Consider the following 23344-nt stretch of genomic DNA (forward strand, 5'->3'; position numbering starts at 1 on the left):
GTGTGTACACCTCGCCGCGTAGTGAGTACACGCGTCAGTTGTTGACGGCGGCGCCGTTGCTGGACCCGGACGAGGCACGCCGCCACCGCGCCGAACGCGCCCGGGCGCGCGACGGGGCCTGACCGGGCGCGGAGCGACACGCGGCGGCATGGTGCCGCCGCGCGCACGCGCCCCGCCCCTACCGCCTCACACCAGGCCCGCCAGCAGGGCCCGCAGCCCGTAGCGGAAGCGCGCGTCGGCTTCGGCCGCGTCCGGGGCGTCCTCCTCCTGCTGGTGGCGGACCTGGTGCACCACCGCGCCCAGACAGTACGAGTACAGGGCGTCCGCCGCGCGTTCGACGTCGGGACCGGTCAGCCCCGCCTCGCCCAGGGCTCCCTCGACGAGGGCCCGGGTGGCGAGGCTGTGGGGTGTGCGGGGCGCGCGGTGCGCCAGGAGCGACAGGGCACCGGAGAACTCCAGCAGCCGGGCGCGGTAGGCCTCGGCCCACGCGGTGATCCGGGCGTCCCACGGGCCGGGCTCGGACGCCCCGGCCGGCTCCCCGTCCTCCGCGGCCTGTTCGGACTCCCGCGCCTCCGGATCGTCCAGGGCACCGGCCCCGGGGCCCGGGGAGGTGACGTAGGCCGCGATGGCGTTGAACAGCTGCTCCTTGCCCAGGGGGAAGTGGTGGTAGATCGCCATCGCCTCCACCTCCAGGGCGTCGCCCAACCGGCGCATGGACAGCCCGCCCAGGCCGCGACCCGCGATGATGTGCAACGCCTCGATGATGATGCGCTCGCGGCTCAGCCCCGCGTAGTTCCTGCTCACGCTCGTCCCTTCGGAATCCGGGCGCCGGTCGACGCCGCACCTCGCACACGCGGCGGCCGCGGCCGCGACGCGGCCAGGGTCGCCAGATGATCTTGCTCACCCCTAAAGTGGCCTCGACCGACGGTACGCGGGTTTGGAGCGCACACATGGGACTTGCCAAGCAGAGCATCACACAGGCGCGCGAGAGCCTGGAACGGGACCGGGAGCTGGCCGAGCGCCTGCCCGAGCTGCTGCGGTCGGTGGCCGATACCGAGGAGGCCCTGCACGCCGCCCAGGAGAACGACGCCTCCGACGAGCAGCTGCGCAACCTGGGACTCGCCCTCGACACCGCCCTGACCGAGGCGATGCGTGCCGCCTACGCCAAGGAGCGGGTGCTGGTGGGGCTCAAGGGGTACACCGACCGGATCTACCGGCGCAAGCTCTCGGCCCGGCCGAAGGTCCGCGCGGCGACGCTGGACGCCGAGCAGCTGCTCACCGCCCGTGAGGCCCACCGCCTGCACGGGATCGAGCGGACGCCGCGGCGGATGGTCTGAGACCGGTCCGGGCCCGCCGAGCCCGCGCCCGGCGGCGCGGCGGGCCCTGTCGTGGCCACGACCCGGCCCGATCACGCCCCGACCCGGCCCGATCACGCCCCGGCCCGGTTCGGACACCGCGACCCCTGCCGGGCCCCGCGGGGACGGTAGGTTGGGGTGCATCCGGTCGAAGACGGCGCCCGCGACCGCGGGGGCAGACCACTTTGTGGGGAGCGCAGTAGGAGATGGCGGATTTCATCCGCGTGGATCCGACGTCGAAGGTACCGCCCTACGAGCAGATCAGGACGCACGTGGCGATCGCCGCGGCCAACGGCGACCTGCCGGTCGGCTACCGGCTGCCGACGGTCCGGGCGCTGGCGAGCGAACTGTCGGTCGCGGTGAACACCGTGGCCCGCGCCTACCGCGAACTGGAACAGGCCGGAGTCGTCGAGACCCGCGGGCGCTCGGGCACGTTCGTGGCCGCCACCGGTGACGACCAGCGCGCCGAGGCGCTGGAGGCCGCCCGCGCCTACGCCGAGGTGATCTCGCGTGTGGGGCTCGACCACGACGAGGCCGTCGAGATCCTGCGGGCCGCGCTCAGACGGTGACCCGGCGCACCGGCGCCCCCGACACGACACCCCCGGGGCGAGCCGCGGCCGCCCCGGAGCACGGCCGTCCGCCCGCGGAACCTTCCGGCCCTCGCGATGCCGCCACGCGGCGGTGGCCGCATGCGGCCGGGAGCCCGGGGAGCCCGCCCACACCGGCGTTCCGGTCGTTAGGGTCGTAGGGGCGCCGTCCCCCTGGCGGCGCCAAGGGTCGAAGGAGGCGCTCCATGGGCAAGGGATCCGGTGCGGGACGGTCGACGGGCGGAGGGGGCGGTGGTTCCCAGGGCCGCCCCGGTGGTTCCCAGGGCCGATCCGGTGGGGCCAAGGGGACGGGTGATTCCCGGGGACGGGCCGGAGGTTCCCAGGGGCAGCCCGGCGGCGGGTCCCAGGGCCGGTCCGGTGCGGCCTCGGGCGGAGCGGGGTCCCCGCGCGACCGGCAGGACTCGCGGCGGCGCTGGGCCAGGGCGCACCACCGGCACTACCACAACGAGCTCAGCTACCAGGGCGACGGCGAGTTCCGGCCGCGGCGCAGCAACACCCAGACGTTCTTCGTCATCGCCGTGTTCGGGATGATCCTGATCGGCCTGCTGTGGCTGGGGTTCGTCATCTTCCTCTAGCTTCCAGGGCTCGTGCGGTCCGACGGCGCGGCCCGCCCGTCGCCCAAGAGTGCTGCGGGTGGGGCGGGCTACCGTCCCCAACGGACGCCTACCGGCGCGGCCCGCCCGTCGCCCAAGAGTGCTGCGGGTGGGGCGGGCTACCGCCCTCAACGGACGCCTACCGGCGCAGCCCTATCACGGAGATGATGTAGAAGAGGACGAGTCCGGCCCAGACGAGCGGCACCGCCGCGCCGCCGACCAGGGAGGCCGTGATCGCCGTGAGCGGGATGCTGACGCCCAGGCACACCAGGGACAGCACGAACCGCACGGTGTTGGAGGGCATCCCCGCCTTGGCGGGAGCGGCCTGCGCGGCGGTGTGGGCGAGGTGGTGCCGCACGCGCTCCTCGATGGTGTCGTCGATGCGTTCGACGAGCGAGGCCGCCACGGCGTCGTCGTACTCCGGACCGAGTTCGCGGCCGGCTCGCAGAGCTGCGGCGACCTCGTCCGTGCGGCGGGATGAGGGAGATGAGGTCATGGCGCCATCATCGCACCGCCGTCGGCGGTCGGCGAGGGTCCTGCGCCCATACCAGGGAGAACTCCGGGTTTCCCCTGACACGGACCGGGCTCCCGCGGTGCGCGATGCCCCCGGCGCACGACGACGGGGCCGCCCCGTGGGGGCGGCCCCGTGCCGTCTCGGCCGCGTCTAGCTGGCGAAGTCCAGCAGCTGCTGTGCGCGGCTGGGGTGGCGCAGCTTGGACAGCGACTGCTTCTCCAGCTGACGGATGCGCTCGCGGGTCAGCCCCAGGTGCTTGCCGATCTCGTCGAGCGTGCGCGGCCGGCCGTCCATCAGGCCGAAGCGCAGGGACATGATGGTCGCCTCGCGCGGCTCCAGGTCGGAGAGCGCGTTGCGCAGCTGGTCGGCCATGAGCTGGCGGTCGACCACCTCGGAGGCCTCCGAGGCGTCCACGTCCTCGATGAGGTCGCCGATCCGGGTCTCGCCGTCCTCGCCGATGGTGGAGTCCAGGCTGATCGGCTGCCGGGTGACCCGCAGCAGCTCCTCGATCTGGGCCGGTGTCTTGTCCAGCTCCAGGCCCAGCTCCTCGGGGGTGGGCTCGCGGCCCAGCGCCTGGTGCATGTCGCGTTCCAGGCGGCTCACCTTGCTGAGCAGCTCCAGCACGTGCACCGGCAGGCGGATGGTGCGCGCGGAGTCGGCGAACCCGCGCTGGATGGCCTGGCGGATCCACCACATGGCGTAGGTCGAGAACTTGAAGCCCTTGGAGTAGTCGAACTTCTCCACCGCGCGGATCAGCCCGAGGTTGCCCTCCTGGACCACGTCCAGCAGGGACATGCCGCGGTCGCTGTACTTCTTGGCGACCGAGACCACCAGGCGCAGGTTGGCCTCGAGCATGTGGGACTTGGCCAGGCGGCCGTCCTCGGCCACCCACTCCAGTTCCTCGACCTCGGCCTCGGCCATCTCGAAGGAGTCGTCGACGGCACCGTGCCGGCCCAGCCGGTACTCGGCGTAGAGCCCGGCCTCGACCCGCTTGGCGAGGTCGACCTCCTGCTCGGCCGTGAGCAGCTGCCGCCGCCCGATGGCCTTGAGGTAGGTGTGGACCGAGTCGCCCATGGCGGGGGACTGGTCGTCCAGGTCCACCTCGCCGGTCTCCGGGTCGGTGCCGGTCTGGGAGGTCTCGGTCTTCTTGGTGCGCCGCGTGGTGCGGGTCTTCCTCCGGGAGGCGGAGGGGCCCTTACGGGCCGCGACCTTGCCGGTTGCGGCCTTGGGTGCCTCGTCGGTCTCGGGCACCGTCGCGATGAGAGTGTTTTCCAGCACGTCGTCCTCGGCGTCAGGATCGGCCACCAGCACGGAGTCCTCGCCCCCGTTGGCGAGTCGGACACCGTTCTCGGTGAGTTCACGCAGGATGGAGCGGCCGTCAGCAGAGGTGACTCCGGCCGCGGAGAAAGCGGTACGTAGTTCGGAGAGTGACAGGTGTCCCTGGGAGCGCCCGCGTTCGAGAAGGTCGGACAGAGCGCCGTCCGCGGTGCCCTCCTGGTGCGGAGCGGTCCCGGTGGATTCGGGTACCGAAGCGGCTAGGGCAGTGCTCGTCATCGGGGCACCTCCCTCCCTTCCAAGACGTGTGGCACGTGGCGGAGGGTTCCCGCCGACTGGACGCGCCAATATGTCCAACGTGTCGCCAGGTCAAATGTTCCCTGTCTCGATTGGATATCGGAGAGAGTGGCGTACATCACGGTGTGGGAAGTGGCCGGACACGGAGTCGAGCGGGTAAAGGGCACCATCCTCGACCGCGTGCGCGGTGCGTCCTGGAGACCGGGCACGGCGGAGGGCGCAGGGCCGGGTGCGAGTGGACCGATGGCTGTCGCCAACTGCGGACCTCCTTGGTGAAGAGGGGCCGAAGGACCGGATACACAAGTAGACGTCGGGGACCTTCCGGAAGTTCCCCGCCTACCGGACACGGCCCGGGGCGGCCGTGGTCCGACATCGCCGCGGGGGTGGGATGCCCCCAGCTCACACGGGATTCCGGCGGTGCCGGTGGACGTGACCGCGACGCCTGTAGTCGACAGGGTCCCACGGGAACGGAGTGCACCGGTAAACGCCGATTCGCGTGGTGCCCGCCCCCGCGTCCGGGATCGCGACCGGCCGCCCGGCGCCGCGCGAACGGCGGAGCGCCCCTCGCTCCCTCCCCGCCTCAGTCCACGGGCGTGCGCAGCGCGACCAGGTCCGGCTTGCCCGAGGCCAGCAGCGGCAGGTGGTCGCGCACCTCCAGTTCACGCGGCGCCGCGTAGGCGGGCAGCCGCTCGCGCACCCAGTCGCGCAGCTCCTCCAGCGACGGCGGCCGCAGCGGGTCGGCCGGGACCACCACGGCGCTGACCCGCTCGCCCCACTCCGGGTCCGCGCGGCCCACGACCGCGGACTCGGCGACCGCCGGGTGCTGGGCGAGAAGCGCGTTGACCTGGCCCGGGACCACCTTGTGTCCGCCCGAGTTGACGACGTCGTCCATCCGACCCAGGACCGACAGCCGCCCGTCGGCCTCCCAGCACCCGAGGTCGTTGGTGCGCAGCCAGGCGAGGCCGTCGCCGTCGCGCTCCAGCCCCCCGGGGTCGTCGACACCGGGCGGCATCCGGTAGCCGCTCAACAGCACCGGGCCCGCCACCAGGATCCGGCCCGGCTCCCCGGGCGCCTCCGACTCCAGCCGCACGCGCACCCCGTCCAGGGGGAGGCCGTCGTAGACGCAACCTCCGCACGTCTCGCTCATGCCGTAGGTGGTCACCACCCGCGCCCCCGCCGATCGGGCCCGCTCCAACAGGTCGGGTTCGGCCGCGGCCCCGCCGAGCAGGATCGTGCCCAGGTCGGAGAGGTCGGCACCGGCGGCGAGCAGCCGCCGCAGCTGGGTGGGGACCAGGGACACGTGCGGACGCAGCTCGCGCGCCAGTTCCGCCACGTTCCGCGCGTCGAAGTCCGCGTGCACCGCCTCGGTTCCGGTGACCAGGGCCCGGATGACCACCTGCAGGCCGGAGACGTGTCCGGCTGGCAGCACGCACAGCCACGGCTCGCCCGGCGCCGCGCCCACCCGCGCCACCGAGGCCAGCGCGGAGGCGCGCAGGGCCGAGGCGGACAGCTCCACCCCCTTGGGTACGCCGGTGGAACCGGAGGTGGTGATGACCAGAGCGGTGTCGGCGCGCGCGGGCACGCCGTCCGCCAGGGCCGTCACGCCCTTGGGCGTGCGTACCGAGTCCGGGCGCATCGCGGCGAGCAGGCCCTCCACCCGCGCCTGGGGCGTGCCGGCGGGGACGGGCAGCAGCGCGGGGCCCTCACCGGCCAGGGCGGACGCCACACGGCGGCCGATCTCCTCGGGCGCCAGGCCCACGAGCGCCTGGAGGGGCCGTCCCGGGCCGGAGCCGGGCGCCCGTTCCGGGGCTTCCACCGCGTCTGCTGCTGTCACACGTGCCACGCAGGACAGGGTATGCCGCCCCGGGCGCGCGCGTGCTCGGCCGTGGGGGCGGGGGTGTGCCGAGCGCGGCCACCCCGCCTGGCAGAATGCGTAGGGTCGACGCTCGGACGCGGCCCTCGCGGCCACGCCCGTGCCGTCCCCAAGTGTTTTCGTGAGGAGAAGCAGAAACCGTGAGCAGCGTGATCGACTGGCAGCGGTCGGGCGAGTATTCCGACATCATCTACGAGACCGCGGAGGGCATCGCCAAGATCACGATCAACCGCCCGGAGCGGCACAACGCCTTCCGGCCGCAGACCTTGTTCGAGCTCCAGCAGGCGTTCAACATCGCCCGCGACGACTCCGAGGTCGGCGTGATCATCTTCACCGGTGCCGGCGACCAGGCCTTCTGCTCGGGCGGCGACCAGAAGATCCGCGGCGACGACGGCTACATCGGTGACGACGCCGTCGCCAAGCAGGGCATCGGCCGCCTCAACGTGCTGGACCTGCAGGTGCAGATCCGCCGCCTGCCCAAGCCGGTCATCTGCATGGTCGCCGGGTGGTCCATCGGCGGCGGCAACGTGCTCCAGGTCTGCTGCGACCTGACCATCGCCGCCGACAACGCCAAGTTCGGGCAGACCGGTCCCAAGGTCGGCTCCTTCGACGGCGGCTACGGCTCCTGGCTGCTGGCCGAGACCGTGGGCCTGAAGAAGGCCCGCGAGATCTGGTACCTGTGCCGCCAGTACAGCGCCGAGGAGGCGCGGGAGATGGGCATGGTCAACACGGTCGTGCCGCTGGCCGACCTGGAGAAGGAGACCGTCCAGTGGGCGCGTGAGCTCCTGGAGAAGTCCCCGCTGGCCCTGCGCATGCTCAAGGGCGCCATCAACGCCGTCAGCGACGGCGCCGCCGGGATGCAGCAGTTCGCCGGTGACGCCACGATGCTCTACTACATGAGCGAGGAGGCCCAGGAGGGGCGGGACGCCTTCAAGGAGAAGCGCCGTCCGGAGTTCGACAAGTTCCCGCGCCGCCCGTGACCTCCCCGGCCGCCGCCCCGGCGGGGGCACCCGCCGGGGCCCGTGCCTTCGCCCTGGGCCTGCGCAACCGGTTCCGCGGCATCACCGTGCGCGAGGGCCTGCTGGTGCGCGGTCCGGCCGGGTGGGGCGAGTTCTCCCCGTTCGCCGAGTACGGTCCGCGCGAGTCCTCGCGCTGGTGGGCGGCCTGCCTGGAGGCGGCCCACCAGGGCTGGCCGGCGCCGGTGCGCGACCGTGTGCCGGTCAACGTCACCGTGCCCGCGGTCGGCCCGGAGCGGGCCGCGGAGATCGTGGCCGCCGGCGGGTGCGCGACCGCGAAGGTGAAGGTCGCCGAACGCGGCCAGGACCCGGGTGAGGACATCGCCCGGGTGGAGGCCGTGCGCCACGCCCTGGGGCCCGCGGGCCGGGTGCGCGTGGACGCCAACGGCGGCTGGGACGCCGAGACCGCGGTGCGGATGGTGCGCGCGCTGGACCGGTTCGGTCTGGAGTACGTCGAGCAGCCGTGCGCGAGCCTGGACGACCTGGCGCTGGTCCGGCGCCGCGTCGACGTGCCGGTGGCCGCCGACGAGTCGATCCGCAAGGCGGAGGACCCGCTGAAGGTGCGCGCGGCCGGTGCCGCCGACATCGTGGTCCTCAAGGTCCAGCCGCTGGGCGGGGTGCGCGCCGCCCTGCGCGTGGCCGAGGCCTGCGGGCTCCCGGTGGTGGTCTCCAGCGCGGTGGAGTCCTCGGTCGGGCTGGCGGCGGGCGTGGCGCTGGCCGCGGCCCTGCCGGAACTGCCCTACGCGTGCGGTCTGGCGACCGCGCAGATGCTCACCGCCGACGTCACCGCGGACCCGCTGCTGCCCCTGGACGGGTCTCTGCCGGTTCGGGCGGTGGAGGTCGACGAGGAGCGTCTGCGCGAGGTCGAGATCGATGCCGCCGCCTGGCGGGCACGGGCGGAGAAGGCCCGTGACGCGGGGCGGGAGCGCTCCGACCCGGAGTGAGGCGGCCCCCGGGGGCCGCTGGGCAGGCTTTCGAACGGAGGCACCGGACACGCCCGGGTGTGCGCGGACCGACATCTGCGGATGCTCGCCAGCGGCGGCGTGAGCGGGTTGACTGGTAGGTGGTGGGATCGTGACGCGTCCGCGGAGTGGTCTTGGCCGTACCGATACCGGCGGCACGGTCGGCCCCCGCCGCGGAGGGGTGGTGCGAGCGCGGCCCCGCCGGCCGGTCGCGGGCAGCGGTCGGGGACGCCGCCGCCGGAGCGGGGCCCGTGCGCGGGGCCGCCCCCGCGCGGCGATACTTGGTGGACACCACGACGAATGAAAGCGTGTACATGAATCCGTCAACCGCCCTGGCGCGGGTCCTCGTCGACGAACTGGCCCGCTGTGGGCTGTCCGAGGCCGTGGTCTCGCCGGGGTCGCGCTCGACGCCCCTCGCTCTGGCCCTGGTCGCCCACCCCGAGGTGCGGGTGCACGTGCGCGTGGACGAGCGCTCGGCGTCGTTCCTCGCGCTGGGCCTGGCCCGCGTCTCCCGGCGCCCGGTGGCGGTGGTGTGCACGTCCGGTACGGCCGCCGCGAACTTCCATCCCGCGGTGATGGAGGCGAGCGAGAGCGGGGTCCCACTGCTGGTGCTGACCGCCGACCGCCCGCCGGAGCTGCGGGGGACCGGCGCGAACCAGACGGTGGACCAGATCGGCCTGTACGGCGGTGCGGTGCGCATGTTCGCCGAGGTCGGCACCCCCGACCCGTCGCCGGGGATGGTCGCCTACTGGCGTTCGCTGTCGTGTCGTGCCTGGGCCGCGGCCGTGGGCGGGCGCCCCGGTCCGGTGCACCTGAACGTGGCCTTCCGCGACCCCCTGACCCCCGACGAGCCCGGTAGCGGTGCCCCGGCCTGGACCGAGCCGCTGGAGGGCCGCGACCTGGGCCGCCCGTGGATCGGCCGCCCCGGGCCGCGCGCCGAGCCCGCGCCGTTCACCCTGCCCGACGTCGAGCGCGGCGTCATCGTGTGCGGTGACGGGGACTACGACCCCGTGCCGTTCCTGGCCCTGGCCGAGCTCACCGGGTGGCCGCTGCTGGCCGAGCCCACCTCCAACGCCCGCCGGGCGGGAGCGATCTCCACCTACCGGCAGCTGCTGGCCTCGCCGCGCTTCGCCGCCGGGCCGGCCCCGGAGCTGGTGGTGAGCGTGGGGCGGCCCAACCTGTCCCGGCAGATCCTGGCCTACCTGCGGCGCGCCGAGCGCCACGTGGTCGTGACCGCCGGGTCGATCGGCGACCCCGGTGCCGCGCTGGCCAACGCCTTCTCCGACCCGGCGCGCACCGCCACCGACGTGGTGGCCGCGGTGGCCGCCCCGGAGGGCCTGGACCCGGTCCCGCCCGTCGACCACCACGACCCTCGGCTGGCGCCTTCGGCGCAGTACCCCGCCTCCGCGCGGACGGACTGGTCGCGCGTGTGGTGGCGTGCGGAGGCCGCGGCGCGCGCGGCCGTGGACACGGTCCTGGACGCCGACGAGGCGCTCAGCGAGATGCGGCTCGCCCGCGACCTGGTCGCGCACCTGTCGGCCGGGTCGCTGCTGTTCGCCGGGTCCAGCATGCCCATCCGCGACCTGGACGCGGCCATGCGGGCGCGGTGCGGCGTGCGCCTGGTGGGCAACCGCGGCGTGAGCGGGATCGACGGCACGGTCTCCACCGCGATCGGTGCCGCGCTGGCGCACCAGGCGGAGGGGGCCGACGGCCAGGCCTACGCGCTGCTGGGCGACCTGGCGATGCTGCACGATCAGAACGGGTTGGTGATCGGGCCGGGGGAACCGCGTCCCGACCTGGCCGTGGTCGTGGTCAACAACGACGGCGGCGGGATCTTCTCCGGTCTGGAGCAGGCGGGCCATCCCGATTTCGAGCGGGTCTTCGGTACACCGCACGGGGTCTCGATGGAGCGGGTGGCCGCGGTCGCGGACCTGCCCTACACGCGCCTGGAGTGGGCGACGGACCTGCCCAAGGCCCTGTTGGGGGAGGGGCTGCGGGTGATCGAGGTGCAGACCACGCGCGTCGACAGCGCCGTGCTCCGCCGCCGGGTCCAGGCCTCGGTGGACGAGGCGGTCGAGGGCGCGCTGTGAGCGCGCCCACCTGACCGCGCGGATTGCGGCGCCCCGACCAGGGGAAGGACGTGGCCAAGGGGACCGGCGCGGTCGCCGCGTCCCATGGTGCACACGCAGTGAGGTGAGCGCTCGTGAACTACGTGCTGCACATGACGGAGCTCGCCCGTTGGCGGACCGGTTCGGGGGACCTGGAGCCCGACAGCCTGCACACCCACGGGTTCGTGCACGCCTCGCCGAACGAGCACACGGTGCTGGCGGTGGCCAACTCGCTCTACAGCAAGGCGACCGAGCCGTACTGCGTACTCGTGGTGGACACCGTGCGCCTGGGCCAGGAGGTGCGCTGGGAGCCGGCGGCGTCCTCCCCGGGGCAGAGCGTGCTGGAGGGCGTGGACGAGTCGGTGCTCTTCCCTCACATCTACGGGCCGATCCCGAGGGAGGCCGTGGTGGGTGTGCGCTACCTGCGCCGTGAGCCGCCGGGGGTGTTCACCGCGGTTGACCAGCGCGGCCCCACGGCCGAGGCGCTCGACCTGTTCCCGCACCCCGAGGGCGGATGGTTCAAGGTCACCTGGCGCAGCGGTGTGACCGTGCACCCGGAGGGCTACGACGGTCCGCGTGAGACCGCCTCGGGCCTGCAGTTCCTGCTCAACCGGGGCGACCGGTGCCGGTGGCACCGGCTGCGCTCGGCCCAGCTGTGGTCCTTCGACCGCGGCGGCCCGGTGCTCATCGAGCTCGGGGGCACGGGGACCGAGCCGGAGGTCGAGCGGCGCTTCACCCTGGGGCCGCACATCGAGGCGGGCCAGCACCTGCAGGTCCTGGTCCCGGCGAACACCTGGCAGAGCTCCCGCCTGCTGACGGGTGAGGAGAACCTGTCGACCTGTGTGACCTCCCCGGCGTTCGACTTCGCCGACGTGGAGGTCGCCGACGAGGGCGGTACTCTGCGCTTTCCCCGGAGGCTGTGAGCGCGGTCCCACGGCCGTGGCGCCCGGATCGGCCTGGCCGTCCGCCCGTGGGGTGCGACGTGCCCGGACGGCGGCCCGTCGGAGGGGCGCGGGTGCGCGGGCCTATCCTGGGGCCCATGGCCGAGCACCCGCGTCGGGCCCCGCTGAGCGGTGAGATCGCCCAGCGCGTGGTCGACCTCATCGCCCCGACGATCAGCCACAACATCAACGTGATGGACGAGCACGGCACGATCATCGCCTGCCTGGACCCCGCTCGTATCGGCACCCTGCACAGGGGCGCCCAGCGGGTGATCGCCGAGGGGCGCGGCGTGCTCGTCACCTCCCACGGGCGGGAGAGCTCCGACCGGCCCGGCGCCAACGAACCCCTGGTCATCGACGGCGAGCTGTGCGGGGTGGTCGGCGTCACGGGAGACCCGCACGAGGTCGCGCCTCTGGCGCGGGTCCTGGCGCTGACCGTCCAGCTGCTGGTCGCCCAGAGCCGCGACCAGGACACGGCCACCCGGCGCCACACCGAGGCGCGCGACCTTATCGCGGCCCTGGGCTCCGGTACCGCCGAACCCGGGGCCGCCCGGGCCCGGCTGGCCGCCGCCGGACTGGCGCCGCCCTGGTCGCTGGCCCTGTGGACGGCCGCCGAGCCGCGCCCGGACGGCTCGGCCGCCCCGCCGGACCCCTCCGAGGCGGCCGTGGCGCGGATCAACGCCGAGGCCGGCCACCGCGCGGCGGTGCTGCACGGCGCCCTGTGGACGGTGGGGACCGGTGACGCGCCCGCGCCCGGCGCGCTGGGGCTGCCCGAGGAGGGCCGCCACACCCGGACCGAGCCCACCGGCGAGGTCGACGTCCTGCTCGCCCACGCGGAGGAGTCGCGGGCGCTGTGCCGGTACGCCGGGCTGATCCCCGCCCTGGCGGCCCCGGGGCCGTGGTCGCGGGCGATCGCCGTGGCCGTGGCCCACCTGCCCGCCCGCAGCCTCGCCCGCCTGGCCGGTCGCGTCGTGCTCCTCAACGGGGCGCAGCGGCGCACGGTCCTCGCCGTGGCCTCGACGACCTCCATGCAGGCGGCGGCCGACGCGCTCTACGTCCACCGCAACACCCTGCTCCAGCGGGTCGAGCGGATCCGGGCGGTGACCGGGCTGGACGCGCGCCGCCCCGACCACCTGACCACCCTCCAGATGGCGATGTACGCCCGCGACGCACTGGGCGGTTCGCACATGGAGTAAGCGGGAAATCCCAGGAACCCTGGGCGGATCACCGTCGAAACGCACGCCCGGCCCTGTCTAGGATCGGCTGCATGTCGCACGCACCGCACACCACCGACGACGCGCCCCGCGTCCGCGTCGCCGTCGTCCCGGACTCCTTCAAGGGCAGCGCCCACGCCGTGGAGGTGGCGGGCGCGATGGCGCGGGGGGCCCGGGAGGCCTTCACCGGCCTCGGTATGGAGGCCGACATCGACGTCCTGCCGTTCGCGGACGGCGGCGAGGGCACGCTGGACGCGCTGCTCGGCGCCTGGGGCACCGACGCGCGCACCGCGGAGACCACCGACGCGCTCGGCCGGCCCGTGCGCGCCCGCTACGGGCTGTCCCCCGACGGGCGGACCGGTGTCATCGAGGCCGCGGAGGCCAACGGGCTGCCCCTGGTCAACGACGTGCCGCTGCGTCCGCTGACCGCGAGCACCCGCGGGCTGGGGCCGCTGGTGGGGGCCCTGCTCGACGCGGGCGTGGCGGAGATCCTGCTGTGCATCGGCGGATCGGCCACCACCGACGGCGGCACCGGGCTGCTCTCGGCGCTGGGTGCACGGTTCCTGGCATCGGACGGGTCCGAACTCCCCGACGGGGGCGGCGGCCTCACCGGACTGGACCGCCTGGACCTGTCGGGCCTGGACCCGCGCGCCCGCTCGGTGCGCTGGCGGATCGCCTGCGACGTCACCAACCCGCTGGTCGGCGAACGGGGCGCGGCGGCCGTGTTCGGGCCCCAGAAGGGCGCCGGTCCCGAGGACGTGCGCGTGCTCGACGCCGGGCTGGGCCGCCTGGCCGACGTGCTCGCCGAGGTGAGCGGGACCGACGTGCGCGCCCTGCCGGGGGCCGGTGCCGCCGGAGGGCTGCCCGCGCCGCTGGCGGCGCTGCTGGGCGCCGAGCTGGTGCCCGGTTCGCGGATGGTCGCCGACGTGCTGGGCGCCGAGGAACTGCTGTCCCGGGCCGACCTCGTCCTCACCGGGGAGGGCTCCTTCGACACCCAGTCGATGGCGGGCAAGGTGGTCGACGCCGTGCGCAGGCTCACCCCCGCCGACCGCCCCGTCGTGGTCATCGCCGGCAGCGTGTCGGTCCCGCGCCAGGAGCTGGCGGCCGCGGGGATCACCGCGGCCCTGTCCATCGCGCGCGGGCCCGCGACCCTGGACCGGCTGCGCGAGGAGGTCCTGCCCGGAATCACGTGGGCGGCGTTCACGAGCTGCCGCCTGCTCGCGCACGGCCTCTTGCCGCGCGGGTAGGAGCGCGGGCAGGACCGTGCGGTCCTGCCCGCACCGCAACGCACCGCGCGGCCGCGGGAGGCCGGATGGGCGCTTGGTCCGCGCCGCCTCCCGCCGGGCGGACCGGTCGGGAGGCGGCGCGTGCGTCAACCGCGCTCGAAGTGGCGGCGGCGCTCGAAGTCGGTGACCGTCGCCGAGAACGCCGCCAGCTCCGCGCGGCCCGCCGCCGCGTAGTGCCGGACCACGTCCGGGCCGAAGCAGGCGCGGGCGGTCTCGCTGGACTCCCACGCCAGCACCGCCTCCTCCAGGGAGGCGGGCAGCCGGGGCGCGTCCTGGGCGAAGGCGTTGCCCCGGGTCGGCTCGGGCAGCGGCAGCGCCTGCTCGATCCCGTACAGCCCCGCCGCCACGATCGCCGCCACCGCCAGGTAGGGGTTGGCGTCGCCGCCCGGCACCCGGAACTCGATGCGGGCCGACTCCCCCGAGCCCACCACCCGCACCGGACAGGTCCGGTTGTCCAGCCCCCAGGCGATACCGCTGGGCGCGTAGGCCTGCGGGGAGAGCCGCTTGAACGAGTTCACGTTCGGGGCGTACATCAGCGCGAAGTCGCGCATGCAGGCGAGCTGCCCGGCCACGAAGTGCTCCATGTACTTCGACATCCCGTACCGGCCCGACCCGTCGTCGGCGAAGACCGGGTCTCCGGCCTCGTCGCGCAGCGACAGGTGCACGTGGCAGGAGTTGCCCTCGCCCTCGTCGTACTTGGCCATGAAGGTCAGCGCCACGCCGGCCTGGGCCGCCAGCGCGCGGGCCCCCGCCTTGTACACGACGTGGTTGTCGCAGGCGCGCAGCGCCTCGTCGTAGCGGAACACGATCTCGTACTGGCCCGGGTGGCACTCCCCGCGCGCCGACTCCACCGTCATGCCGGTGCGCTCCATCGCGGTGCGGATGCGCCGCATGAGCGGGTCGATCTCGGTCACCTCCGGCACCGCGTAGTCGGAGTTGAACCGGGTGGCGGCCCTCAGCCCGCGGTAGCCGGACTCGAACGCGTCCTGGTAGGAGTCCCGGAAGACCAGGAACTCCAGCTCGGTCCCGGCCAGGGCCCGCCATCCGCGCTCGGCGAGCCGGTCCAACTGGGCCCGGAGCACCTGGCGGGGAGCGACGGCCACGGGTGCCCCGTCGGCGCCGTGCGCGTCCCCCAGGACCAGTGCCGTCCCCGGGTCCCAGGGCAGGTACCGCAGGGTGGACACGTCGGGCCTGATGGCGAAGTCGCCCAGGCCGCCGCCCCACGGGTCGGTCGCGTACCCCGGGCGCGCCTCCATCTCCACGTCGGTGGCCAGCAGGTACAGGCAGGCCCCGAAGCCGTCCCGCACGATCCGGCCGGTGAAGTCGTCCGGGCGTACCCTGCTGCCCTGGACCCGCCCCTGCAGGTCGGGCAGGGCGACGATCACGTCGGTGATCGCCCCGGCGGCGGCGTCGGCGGCCAACCGGTCCAGGGGGACGGGGAAGGGCGGCGGAGGAGGGGAGGGCGGCAGGGTCTCGGACAGCGGCGGCAGTCCGTCACCGATCAGCTCACTCACGCGGCGGCCTCCTCGGCGGTTCGGTGCAGCGGGTTGGGGATCGCGGGCGCGTCCAGGTGGAACTCGGCGTCGCGTTCGGCGCGGTCGTGGTAGCCGCCGCCCAGCAGCCGCTCCCGGTTCAGGCACACCCGCTCGAACTCGGGGGCGAGCAGGTCGAAGGTCGCGAAGCGCTCGGCCAGCTCCGGGAACTCCTCCTGGTAGCGCAGCACCTCCTGGCGCACCAGCTCCCAGAAGCGCTCCTCGGCCACGCCCAGGTGGTCCTGGACCAGCGGGGCCAGGTACCGGAAGTGCCCGACGAACAGGGACTTGGCGACCGAGGAGGTCAACTCGGCGGCGTCGAAGCGCATCAGCACGCCCAGCGCCTCGCGGGGCAGGGTCTCGTACTCGGGCAGGTCGGTGTCCAGCAGCTTCATGTCGTCGACGAAGTCCTTGACCGCCAGGCGGGCGGGCCGGTCGCTGCCGTCGAAGACGACGATGGCGTTCTCGCCGTGCGGGTTGAACGCCAGGCCGTAGCGGTAGAGCAGGTGCAGGACGGGCGGCAGGATCGCGGCGAAGAGCGCGCGCAGCCACTCCTCGGCCTCCAGCCCGGAGCGCCGGACCAGTTCGGCGGTGAAGGCCGTGCCCTGCCCGTCCACGTGCAGCAGCGCGGCCAGGGTACGGGCGCGCTCGCCCTCGTCCAATCGGGCGGTGACGGGTTCGCGCCACAGCGCGCCCAGCAGTTGCCGGTGCCGGTAGGGCGCGTCGGGGATGTCCTCCAGGACGGGGTGGCGCACGGCCACCGCGGCGACCTCGCCGGGCAGGATGACCCGGCACCGCTCGGACAGGAACGCGTCGCCCGCGTGCAGGGCGCGCACCCACTGGGTGCTGGCGGGCGCGGCCCGGCACAGTTCGGTGGGGATGCCCCGGTAGACCATGGTGTTGAGGATGGCCAGCGACACCTTGACGTTGTGCCGGTCGGGCCGGGAGAGGTTGGTGAACGTGCGGATGGACTGCTGGGGCAGGTAGTCGTCGTCGGCCTCACCCAGTGGGACGATGAGCCCGGCGGCGAGTTCGGCGGCGAACAGCGGCACGACCACCTCGTCCCACTGCCAGGGGTGGACCGGCAGCCACACGTACTCCTCGGCGGGCGTGCCCTGCGGGCGGCCCGCGTCCAGTCGTGCGGCGAACCCGTCCGCGGTGGAGGAGTCCAGCTCCTGGGCGATCAGGGCGTCCTGGTCCAGGCCGGGGACGCCGTGGTGCTCGGCCAGGGACCGGTGCACGGCGATCCAGGGCAGGCGCAGGGGACGGCGGGCCTCGGGCGGGAACTGCGCGCGGTCGCGGGCGGAGAAGCCGACCCGGCCCTTGTTGGCGAAGATCCAGGGGTGCCCGCTCTGGTGGCCCTCCAGCTCGGCGTGGGGGAGCTCGGCCAGCTCGGCGGCGCCGGTGCGGGTCTGGGCCAGGCGGCAGTCGGCGCTGAGCGTGGCCATCAGCTCCCCGACGGTGAAGGCCTCCACGGCCGGGTCGATGAGTCCGGCCGCGCCCAGGTCGCGCAGGAGCGCGAAGGGCGTGGCGGGGGCGGTCGAGCCGTCGGCGGCCTCGCGCAGGGCGGTGCCCGGGCGGACGAGCCATCCGTCCATGGTGGTGCGGCGGCCCTCGAAGAGGTAGGCGGCGCCGGGGGCGACGGTGGCCCGCCAGGTCCCCGGGCCGTCGGGGACGGGGCGCAGCGCGTACTCGAAGCACAGCTCGGCCAGCATCTTGGCGGCCAGGCGCTCGCCGGCGCGGCCGAAGTGCTCGGCGGTGAGCTCGGAGGGGACGGTGGTGGGCATCGGTGGTGTCTCCGGGGAAAGGTGCGTGGTGGTCATCGCCGGGCCAGCGGGTTGTCGACCTGGCCGTGCATGACGTCGAACTCGGCGTCGCGTTCGGCGCGCTCGTGGAAGCCGCCGCCCATGAGCTGCTCCCGGTTCAGGGCGACCCGGCCCACGCGCGGCGCCAGCAGGTCGAACCAGCCGAAGCGCTCGGCCAGTTCGGGGAAGCGCTCCTGGTAGGCCAGGACCTGCTCGCGGGCCAGGGCCCACAGCTCGTCGGCGTCCACGCCGAGCTGGCGCTGGACGATGTCGGCGAGGAAGCGCAGGTGCCCGGCGCAGATCGCCGAGAGCACCGAGTGGGCCAGCTCGCCCGGCTCCCAGCGGTGCAGCTGGGCGCGCACGTGGTCGGGGATCTCGGCGTACTCGGGCAGGTCGAAGGGGAGCAGTTCGACGTCGGAGCCGAAGTCCTTCAGGGCGATGCGTGTGGGTCGCTCGTGCTCGTCGAAGAGCAGGACGACGTTCTCCCCGTGCGGGGTGAACGAGGCGCCGTAGCGGTAGAGGTAGTGCAGCACCGGCGGGAAGAGCGCGCCCAGGAAGCGGCGCAGCCACTCCACGGGCTCCAGCCCCGAGCGCTGGACCAGTTCGGCGACCAGGGCGCGCCCGTCGGCGCCCTCCAGCAGCAGGCAGGCCATGGTGCGTGCCCGCTCGCCCGGGGCCAGGTGGCGGTGGATCGGCTCGCGCCAGATGGTGCCCAGCAGCTCGTGGAAGCGGTAGGGGGCCTGGGGCAGCCGGTCCAGGACCGGGTGCGGCACGGTCGTGGAGGCCCGCTCGGCGAGCATGACCACGCCGGTCTCGGCGAAGTAGGGGTCGCGGTCGGCCAGGGTCCGCAGCCAGGTGCTGGTGTGCGGCGCGCAGCCGGTCTGGGTGCCCGAGAGGCCGCGCCAGACCAGGGTGTTGCGGATCATCAGCGGCACCTTGACGTTGAGCCGGTCGGGCCGGTCCAGGTTCATCAGGGTGCGGATGGACTGGAAGGGGCGGTAGCGGTCGCGGCTGGTGCCGAGCCGGACCACGCGGCCCAGGGCGAGCTCGGCGGCGAAGAGCGGGGCGATGACCTCGTCCCACTGGAAGGGGTGGACGGGCAGCCACTGGTAGGCGTCGGGGTCGCCGCCCGCCTCCCGCACGCGCTGGGCGAACTCGGCGCGCTGGTCCTCGTCGAGTTCCTCCCGGAGCAGGCCCTGGCGGTCGGTTCCGGCCATGGACTGGAAGCGGGCCAGGTCGGGGTGGACGGCGATCCACACCAGGTGGAAGGCCCCGCGCGCCTCGGGAGTGTAGCGCCCGGCGTCGGCCGCGGAGAAGCCCAGACGTCCCTTGTTGACGAAGATGCAGGGGTGGCCGGTCTGGTAGCCCTCCAGGTCCTCGTAGGCCAGGTCGGCCAGGTCGGCCGCTGCGGGGGTGGCCTGGAGCAGGCGGGCGTCGGCGGTGTGCGTGGCCAGCAGGTCGCGGACCACCTCGGCCAGGGAGTCGCCGGGCAGCCCGACGGTCTTCTGCGCGTCGGTGACGAACAGGGTGGGGTCCCAGGCCTGCTCGCTGCCCCGGGCGGTCGTGCGCACGAAGGAGTCGGGGTCGGCGTGCCAGGACCCGAACCCGCCCCGGCGCGCGGTGAAGGTGTAGACGGTCCCCTCGTCCACCGCCAGGGTCCAGCGGTCGGCGCCCTCGGGGGTGGGGACGACCATCTCCTCGTAGGCCATCTCGCCGACCATGTGGGCGAGCAGGCGGCGGCCCGCCTGGCGCCAGGTGTGGGCGCTGGTGGTCGGCGGTGCGGTCTCAGTGGACATGCAGGTCCCTTTCCTCGCGGTCGTGTGCGGATGGTTCGGATCCGCGGTCGGGGTCGGGTGTGGCGGGTGGTGTTTCGGCCGCTGCGGGGGAGTCCGTGCCGGGGGGACGGGAGGGCAGGACGATGAGCAGGAGCGAGAGGACCGCGAACAGGGCGGCCCCGGCGGCCAGCGGCAGCCCGAGGCCGACCGTGGCCAGTCCCGTGGCCAGGAGCGGGCTGATCAGGGTGGCGCCCACGCGTACGGTCTCCACGGCGGCGAAGGCCGGTCCCCGTGCCTGGGTGACCGTGAAGATGCGCAGGTCCAGGGCGACGTGGCCCAGGCCGAGCCCGGCGCCGAAGAACACCCGGCCCAGGATGAGCAGGGCCGGCCCGGGGGCCAGGAACTGGGCGAGCAGCCCCAGCGCGGCCACCGCGCACGCGACCGGCAGCAGGGACCGGCCCAGCAGGGCGTGGGCCCGCCCGGCCAGCGGCAGTACCGCGAGCACGGTCAGTTGCGGCAGCAGGAACAGTGCGGCGGCCGTGCTCGGGTCGATCCCGCCCTCTTCGGCGTAGAGGGTGAAGAAGGGACGGACCACCAGGCGCGCCGACTCGGCGGCCAGGACGGCGGCGCACACCGCCACCAGCGGGACGAGCAGTCCAGGCCGCGACCAGGCGCGGGCGGGCCGCGGGGCCGCGGTCCCCTCCGGCCGGGTCCCGTCGGAGGGGCCCTCCTCGGGCGGGGCCCCGTCGGCGCGCGGCGGCGCGCCGTCGTGCACGGCGGGCTCCGCGGCGCGTCCGCGCGGCAGGTGGCGGCGGCACACCAGGGCCAGCACCACGTACAGCACCGCGGAGGCGGCGATGCCCCAGCGCGGGTTGGGCAGTGCCATGATCCCGGCGCCCAGGGCGGTGGCGGTCACGATCCCGATGTTGATGATGTAGGCGTGCGCGGTGACGTCGCGCATCCGGTCGGTGCCGCTGCCCACGAAGGCCGGGTAGGCCAGGGCGAAGGACATGGTGACCGCCACCTGCACCGCCGAGAGCGCCGTGAAGACCGCATAGGTCGGCGCGGCGGCGATCATCAGTTCCAGCACGGCCGCGACGCCCAGGCACCACAGGACGATCGAGGCCATGGAGAAGCGGCGCGCCGCCAGCCCCCACAGCGGCATGGCGGCCAGGGCGGTGACCCGGCAGATCCAGATGTAGGTGCCGGTCGCCGACATGTCGGTGACGCCGAACAGGCGCTCGAACAGCTGGGGGTAGAAGGGGCTCAGGGCCACGTCCGACACCAGGTGCAGGACGATCACCAGCAGGTACAGGCGCCGGAAGGCGGGACCGCTCACGCTCGGCCCCCCGGCCCCTGCGGTGCGCCGAAGGAGGTGAAGGCGGTGCGCTCGGGCAGCCGGTGCACGGTGCGGCCCGCGATGCTGTTGAGGATGGTGGCCGCGCGCCAGGCGCCCAGACCCAGGTCCGGTGTGCCGACGCCGTGCGTGTGCAGTTCGGCGTTCTGTACGTGGATGGGTGTGTCCAGCACCGGGTCGGCGGCCAGGCGCAGGTCGGCGCCGATGACCTGGCGGCCGCGGTCGTCGGTGTGCAGGAACTTGGCCAGGGGCGCCAGGAAGTCGGGGTCGCGCTGGGCGTAGCCGGAGGCGGCCACGACGGCGTCGGTGCGCACGGTGAACTCGCGTTCCTGCTCGCGGTGGACGAAGGTGAGTTCGTAACCGTCCCGCTCGCGCCGGGCCGCGGTCAGTTCGCAGTGGGCGCGCAGGGTGGTGCCGGTGGGGGCGCCGGCGATGCCGCGCTCGTAGAGCACGTCGTGGATCTCGGCGATGGTGTCGGCGCTGATGCCCTTGTAGAGCTGCCACTGCCCGGGCACGACCCGGTCCTTGACGGGCTGGGGCAGGGCGTGGAAGTAGCGGGTGTAGTCGGGGGTGAAGTGCTCCAGGCCCAGCTTGGAGTACTCCATCGGGGCGAAGGCGGGCGAGCGCGTCAGCCAGTGCACGGCGGTGTCGCGGTGGGCGGCCGAGCGCAGCAGGTCGAGGAAGACCTCGGCGCCGGACTGGCCGGACCCGATGACCGTGACGTCGCCTGTTCCGGCCAGCGCCGGGGCGCGGTCCAGGTAGTGGGCGGCGTGGAAGACCCGGTCGCCCTCCAGGTCGCGCAGGGGCTCGGGCAGGACCGGCTCGGTGCCGATGCCCACGACCAGGGCGCGGGTGCGTACGGTGGAGCGCCGCCCCTGGGAGTCGACGTAGTCGACGGTGAGGACGCCGGGGTCGTGGCGTACGGCGCTGACGCGGGCGTCGAAGCCGCACGAGTCCAGGTTCTGGGCGACCCAGCGGCAGTAGTCGTCGTACTCGCGCCGGGGCACGTGGAAGTTCTCGGAGAAGTAGAACGGGAAGAGCCGGTCGTGTGCGCGCAGGTAGGACAGGAACGACCAGCGGTTGGTGGGGTCGACCAGGCTCACCAGGTCGGCGAGGAAGGGGACCTGGAGGCGGGCGCCCTCCAGGAGCAGGCCGGGGTGCCAGGAGAAGGAGGGCCGTGCTTCGAGAAAGCGTGCGGACAGGCCGGGGACGGCGTCGGCGAGGGCGGCCAGGGCCAGGTTGAACGGGCCCAGGCCCACGCCCACGAGGTCGTGCACGCGGTCGTCTCCGGGGGAGGGTGCGCTGGTCAACGGGACTCCTGGAGGTGGGACTGCTCGGCGTCGCCCGCGTCGGCGACCAGGGCGAGCAGGGCGGCGGTGTCGTCGGGGGTGGTGTCGGGGTTGAGCAGGGTGAGCTTGAGCCACACGCGGTCGTCGATGCTGGTGCGGCCCACGACGGCGCGGCCCTGTTCGAGCAGGCGGCGGCGGAGCCGGGCGTTGACCCGGTCGCCGTGTTCGGCGGTGCCCCCGGCCCGGTAGCGGAAGACGACCGTGGTCAGGGAGGGCGCCTGGGCGAGTTCGAGCCGGGGCTCGGCGATGACCTGGGCCGCGGTGCGCTGGGCGAGGTCGTGGCAGGCCTCGACCATGGCGCCCAGCCCGTCGGTGCCCAGGGTGCGCAGGGTGACCGCGATCTTGAAGACGTCGGCGCGGCGGGTGGTGCGCAGGGAGTAGCCGAGCAGGCTCGGGTACCCCGACTCCTCGTCGTCGGTGGGGTTGAGGTAGTCCACCGAGCGGGAGAGCGGCGCGAACATGGCGCGTTCGCGGGTGAGCAGGACGCCGGCGGCGACCGGCTGCCAGCCGAGCTTGTGCAGGTCCATGCTGACCGAGTGGGCGCTCTCCAGCCCGGACAGGAGCCCGCGCAGGCGCCGGGAGAACAGCAGGCCGCCTCCGTAGGCGGCGTCCACGTGCAGCCACACGCCGAACTCCTCGGCCAGGTGGGCGATGGCCGGGAGGGGGTCGACGCCGCCCAGGTCGGTGGTCCCGGCGGTGGCCACGATCGCGACGGGGACGTCCCCGTCGGCGCGCGTGCGTTCGAGGGCGGCGCGCAGGGCGGCGGGGCGCATCCGGTGCCGCTCGTCGACGTCGACGGCGACCACGGCGTCCTCGCCCAGGCCGAGCAGGGCGGCCGAGCGCTGGACGGAGAAGTGCGCGACCCGTCCGCACAGGATGCGGGGCCGGGCACGGCTCGGGGCCAGGCCGTGGCGGCCGACCTCGCGGCCGGTGGCGGTGCCCAGGGCGTGGTCGCGGGCCAGCATGAGGGCGGTGAGGTTGGACTCGGTGCCTCCCGAGGTGACCACGCCGCCGGCCTGCTCGCCCCGGTAGCCGACGAGTTCGGCCAGTTCGGCGACGACCTGGGTCTCCATCGCGGTCGCGGCGGGCGACTGGTCCCAGGAGTCCAGGGACTGGTTGAGGACGGAGGCGACGGTGTCGGCGGCCACGGCCACGGCCAGGGGCGGGCAGTGCAGGTGGGCCGCGCAGTGGGGGTGGGCCGGGTCGGCGGCCCCCGCGGTGAGGGCCCGGGTCAGGCGGGGCAGTGCCGCGGCGCCGGTGGCGGACAGGGCCGCGCGGACGGCCTCGGCGACCTCGTGCGGGCCCCGGGCGGGCAGGGGGCCGCCCCGCTCGGCGGTGGCCAGGGCCAGGGTGTGCATGGCCTCCTCGACCAGGGCCGAGACGGCCGCGGGTCCCTGGGGCGCTCCGGCGAGTCCGGTTCGCGGCGACGCTTCAGCACTGATGGCGAGATCTTCGGTACTGGGGGTGATGGACATGGGCGTGGG

Annotated in this window: 19 protein-coding genes; 9 read left to right on the plus strand and 10 right to left on the minus strand. The window is 74.4% G+C overall.

Going from position 1 to position 23344, the window contains the following annotated elements; all coding sequences use genetic code 11:
- Nucleotides 1–186: 186 nt before the first annotated feature.
- Nucleotides 187–804, minus strand: a complete 618-nt coding sequence (locus ADL05_RS18170; protein ID WP_053618180.1) for a TetR/AcrR family transcriptional regulator — start codon at nucleotides 802–804, stop codon at nucleotides 187–189.
- 146 nt (nucleotides 805–950) lie between these two features.
- Here ADL05_RS18170 and ADL05_RS18175 point away from each other — a divergent pair, with 146 nt between their 5' ends.
- From ADL05_RS18175 to ADL05_RS18185, 3 genes are all read left to right on the plus strand, one after another.
- Nucleotides 951–1337, plus strand: coding sequence for a hypothetical protein (locus ADL05_RS18175; protein ID WP_053618181.1), 387 nt, complete (start codon nucleotides 951–953; stop codon nucleotides 1335–1337).
- Nucleotides 1338–1561: 224 nt separating this feature from the next.
- Nucleotides 1562–1924 (plus strand): GntR family transcriptional regulator, encoded by a 363-nt coding sequence (locus ADL05_RS18180; protein ID WP_053618182.1) that lies wholly within the window; start codon nucleotides 1562–1564, stop codon nucleotides 1922–1924.
- Between the two features lie 224 nt (nucleotides 1925–2148).
- The gene (locus ADL05_RS18185; protein WP_053618183.1) at nucleotides 2149–2538 is read left to right on the plus strand and encodes a hypothetical protein; all 390 of its coding nucleotides are present in this window, start codon (nucleotides 2149–2151) and stop codon (nucleotides 2536–2538) included.
- Nucleotides 2539–2695: 157 nt separating this feature from the next.
- On the opposite strand, the gene ADL05_RS18190 is transcribed toward ADL05_RS18185, so the two are convergent.
- The 3 genes from ADL05_RS18190 to ADL05_RS18200 all read right to left on the minus strand — a co-directional run bounded on the left by ADL05_RS18190 (nucleotide 2696) and on the right by ADL05_RS18200 (nucleotide 6485).
- Nucleotides 2696–3052 (minus strand): hypothetical protein, encoded by a 357-nt coding sequence (locus ADL05_RS18190; protein ID WP_053618184.1) that lies wholly within the window; start codon nucleotides 3050–3052, stop codon nucleotides 2696–2698.
- 168 nt (nucleotides 3053–3220) lie between these two features.
- Nucleotides 3221–4624, minus strand: coding sequence for an RNA polymerase sigma factor (locus tag ADL05_RS18195; RefSeq protein ID WP_053618185.1), 1404 nt, complete (start codon nucleotides 4622–4624; stop codon nucleotides 3221–3223).
- 598 nt (nucleotides 4625–5222) lie between these two features.
- On the minus strand, nucleotides 5223–6485 hold the full coding sequence (locus tag ADL05_RS18200) for an AMP-binding protein (protein WP_369800961.1): 1263 nt from the start codon (nucleotides 6483–6485) through the stop codon (nucleotides 5223–5225).
- Between the two features lie 170 nt (nucleotides 6486–6655).
- On the opposite strand from ADL05_RS18200, the gene menB reads away from it, so the two are divergent.
- The 6 genes from menB (at nucleotide 6656) to ADL05_RS18230 (ending at nucleotide 14003) form a co-directional block, all read left to right on the plus strand.
- The gene (gene menB, locus ADL05_RS18205; RefSeq protein WP_053618187.1) at nucleotides 6656–7495 is read left to right on the plus strand and encodes a 1,4-dihydroxy-2-naphthoyl-CoA synthase; all 840 of its coding nucleotides are present in this window, start codon (nucleotides 6656–6658) and stop codon (nucleotides 7493–7495) included.
- Nucleotides 7492–8475 carry an o-succinylbenzoate synthase gene (locus ADL05_RS18210; RefSeq protein WP_053618188.1) on the plus strand — a complete coding sequence of 328 codons (984 nt, stop codon included), beginning with the start codon at nucleotides 7492–7494 and terminating at the stop codon, nucleotides 8473–8475. The genes menB and ADL05_RS18210 overlap by 4 nt, the downstream gene beginning before the upstream one ends.
- 332 nt (nucleotides 8476–8807) lie before the next feature.
- Nucleotides 8808–10583 (plus strand): 2-succinyl-5-enolpyruvyl-6-hydroxy-3-cyclohexene-1-carboxylic-acid synthase, encoded by a 1776-nt coding sequence (gene menD, locus ADL05_RS18215; RefSeq protein ID WP_053618189.1) that lies wholly within the window; start codon nucleotides 8808–8810, stop codon nucleotides 10581–10583.
- 113 nt (nucleotides 10584–10696) lie between these two features.
- Nucleotides 10697–11524, plus strand: a complete 828-nt coding sequence (locus tag ADL05_RS18220; protein WP_053618190.1) for a cupin domain-containing protein — start codon at nucleotides 10697–10699, stop codon at nucleotides 11522–11524.
- 116 nt (nucleotides 11525–11640) lie between these two features.
- A complete protein-coding gene (locus tag ADL05_RS18225) occupies nucleotides 11641–12738 on the plus strand; it encodes a sugar diacid recognition domain-containing protein (protein WP_053618191.1) in 1098 nt (365 codons plus the stop codon).
- 71 nt (nucleotides 12739–12809) lie between these two features.
- Nucleotides 12810–14003 (plus strand): glycerate kinase, encoded by a 1194-nt coding sequence (locus tag ADL05_RS18230; RefSeq protein ID WP_053618192.1) that lies wholly within the window; start codon nucleotides 12810–12812, stop codon nucleotides 14001–14003.
- A gap of 125 nt (nucleotides 14004–14128) precedes the next feature.
- Here ADL05_RS18230 and ADL05_RS18235 read toward each other — a convergent pair whose 3' ends face one another.
- Genes ADL05_RS18235 through ADL05_RS18260 form a run of 6 tightly spaced genes read right to left on the minus strand, consistent with a single transcriptional unit; the run spans nucleotide 14129 to nucleotide 23335 of the window.
- Complete coding sequence (locus ADL05_RS18235) at nucleotides 14129–15556, minus strand: glutamine synthetase family protein (protein WP_082376536.1); 1428 nt, start codon at nucleotides 15554–15556, stop codon at nucleotides 14129–14131.
- Nucleotides 15553–17361 carry an IucA/IucC family siderophore biosynthesis protein gene (locus ADL05_RS18240; RefSeq protein ID WP_156365906.1) on the minus strand — a complete coding sequence of 603 codons (1809 nt, stop codon included), beginning with the start codon at nucleotides 17359–17361 and terminating at the stop codon, nucleotides 15553–15555. The genes ADL05_RS18235 and ADL05_RS18240 overlap by 4 nt, the downstream gene beginning before the upstream one ends.
- Before the next feature lie 32 nt (nucleotides 17362–17393).
- Nucleotides 17394–19175, minus strand: a complete 1782-nt coding sequence (locus ADL05_RS18245; RefSeq protein ID WP_053618194.1) for an IucA/IucC family siderophore biosynthesis protein — start codon at nucleotides 19173–19175, stop codon at nucleotides 17394–17396.
- Entirely contained in the window at nucleotides 19165–20493 is a 1329-nt protein-coding gene (locus ADL05_RS18250) for an MFS transporter (protein WP_053618195.1), read from the minus strand. Before ADL05_RS18250 ends, ADL05_RS18245 begins: the two co-directional genes overlap by 11 nt.
- Nucleotides 20490–21821: a lysine N(6)-hydroxylase/L-ornithine N(5)-oxygenase family protein gene (locus ADL05_RS18255; protein WP_053618196.1), complete on the minus strand. Its 1332-nt coding sequence runs from the start codon at nucleotides 21819–21821 to the stop codon at nucleotides 20490–20492. The genes ADL05_RS18250 and ADL05_RS18255 overlap by 4 nt, the downstream gene beginning before the upstream one ends.
- Nucleotides 21818–23335, minus strand: a complete 1518-nt coding sequence (locus tag ADL05_RS18260; RefSeq protein ID WP_082376537.1) for an aspartate aminotransferase family protein — start codon at nucleotides 23333–23335, stop codon at nucleotides 21818–21820. The genes ADL05_RS18255 and ADL05_RS18260 overlap by 4 nt, the downstream gene beginning before the upstream one ends.
- Between the last annotated feature and the right edge of the window lie 9 nt (nucleotides 23336–23344).

Origin of the sequence: Nocardiopsis sp. NRRL B-16309 (assembly GCF_001279585.1) — a bacterium.
In the GTDB taxonomy this organism is placed as follows: domain Bacteria; phylum Actinomycetota; class Actinomycetes; order Streptosporangiales; family Streptosporangiaceae; genus Nocardiopsis.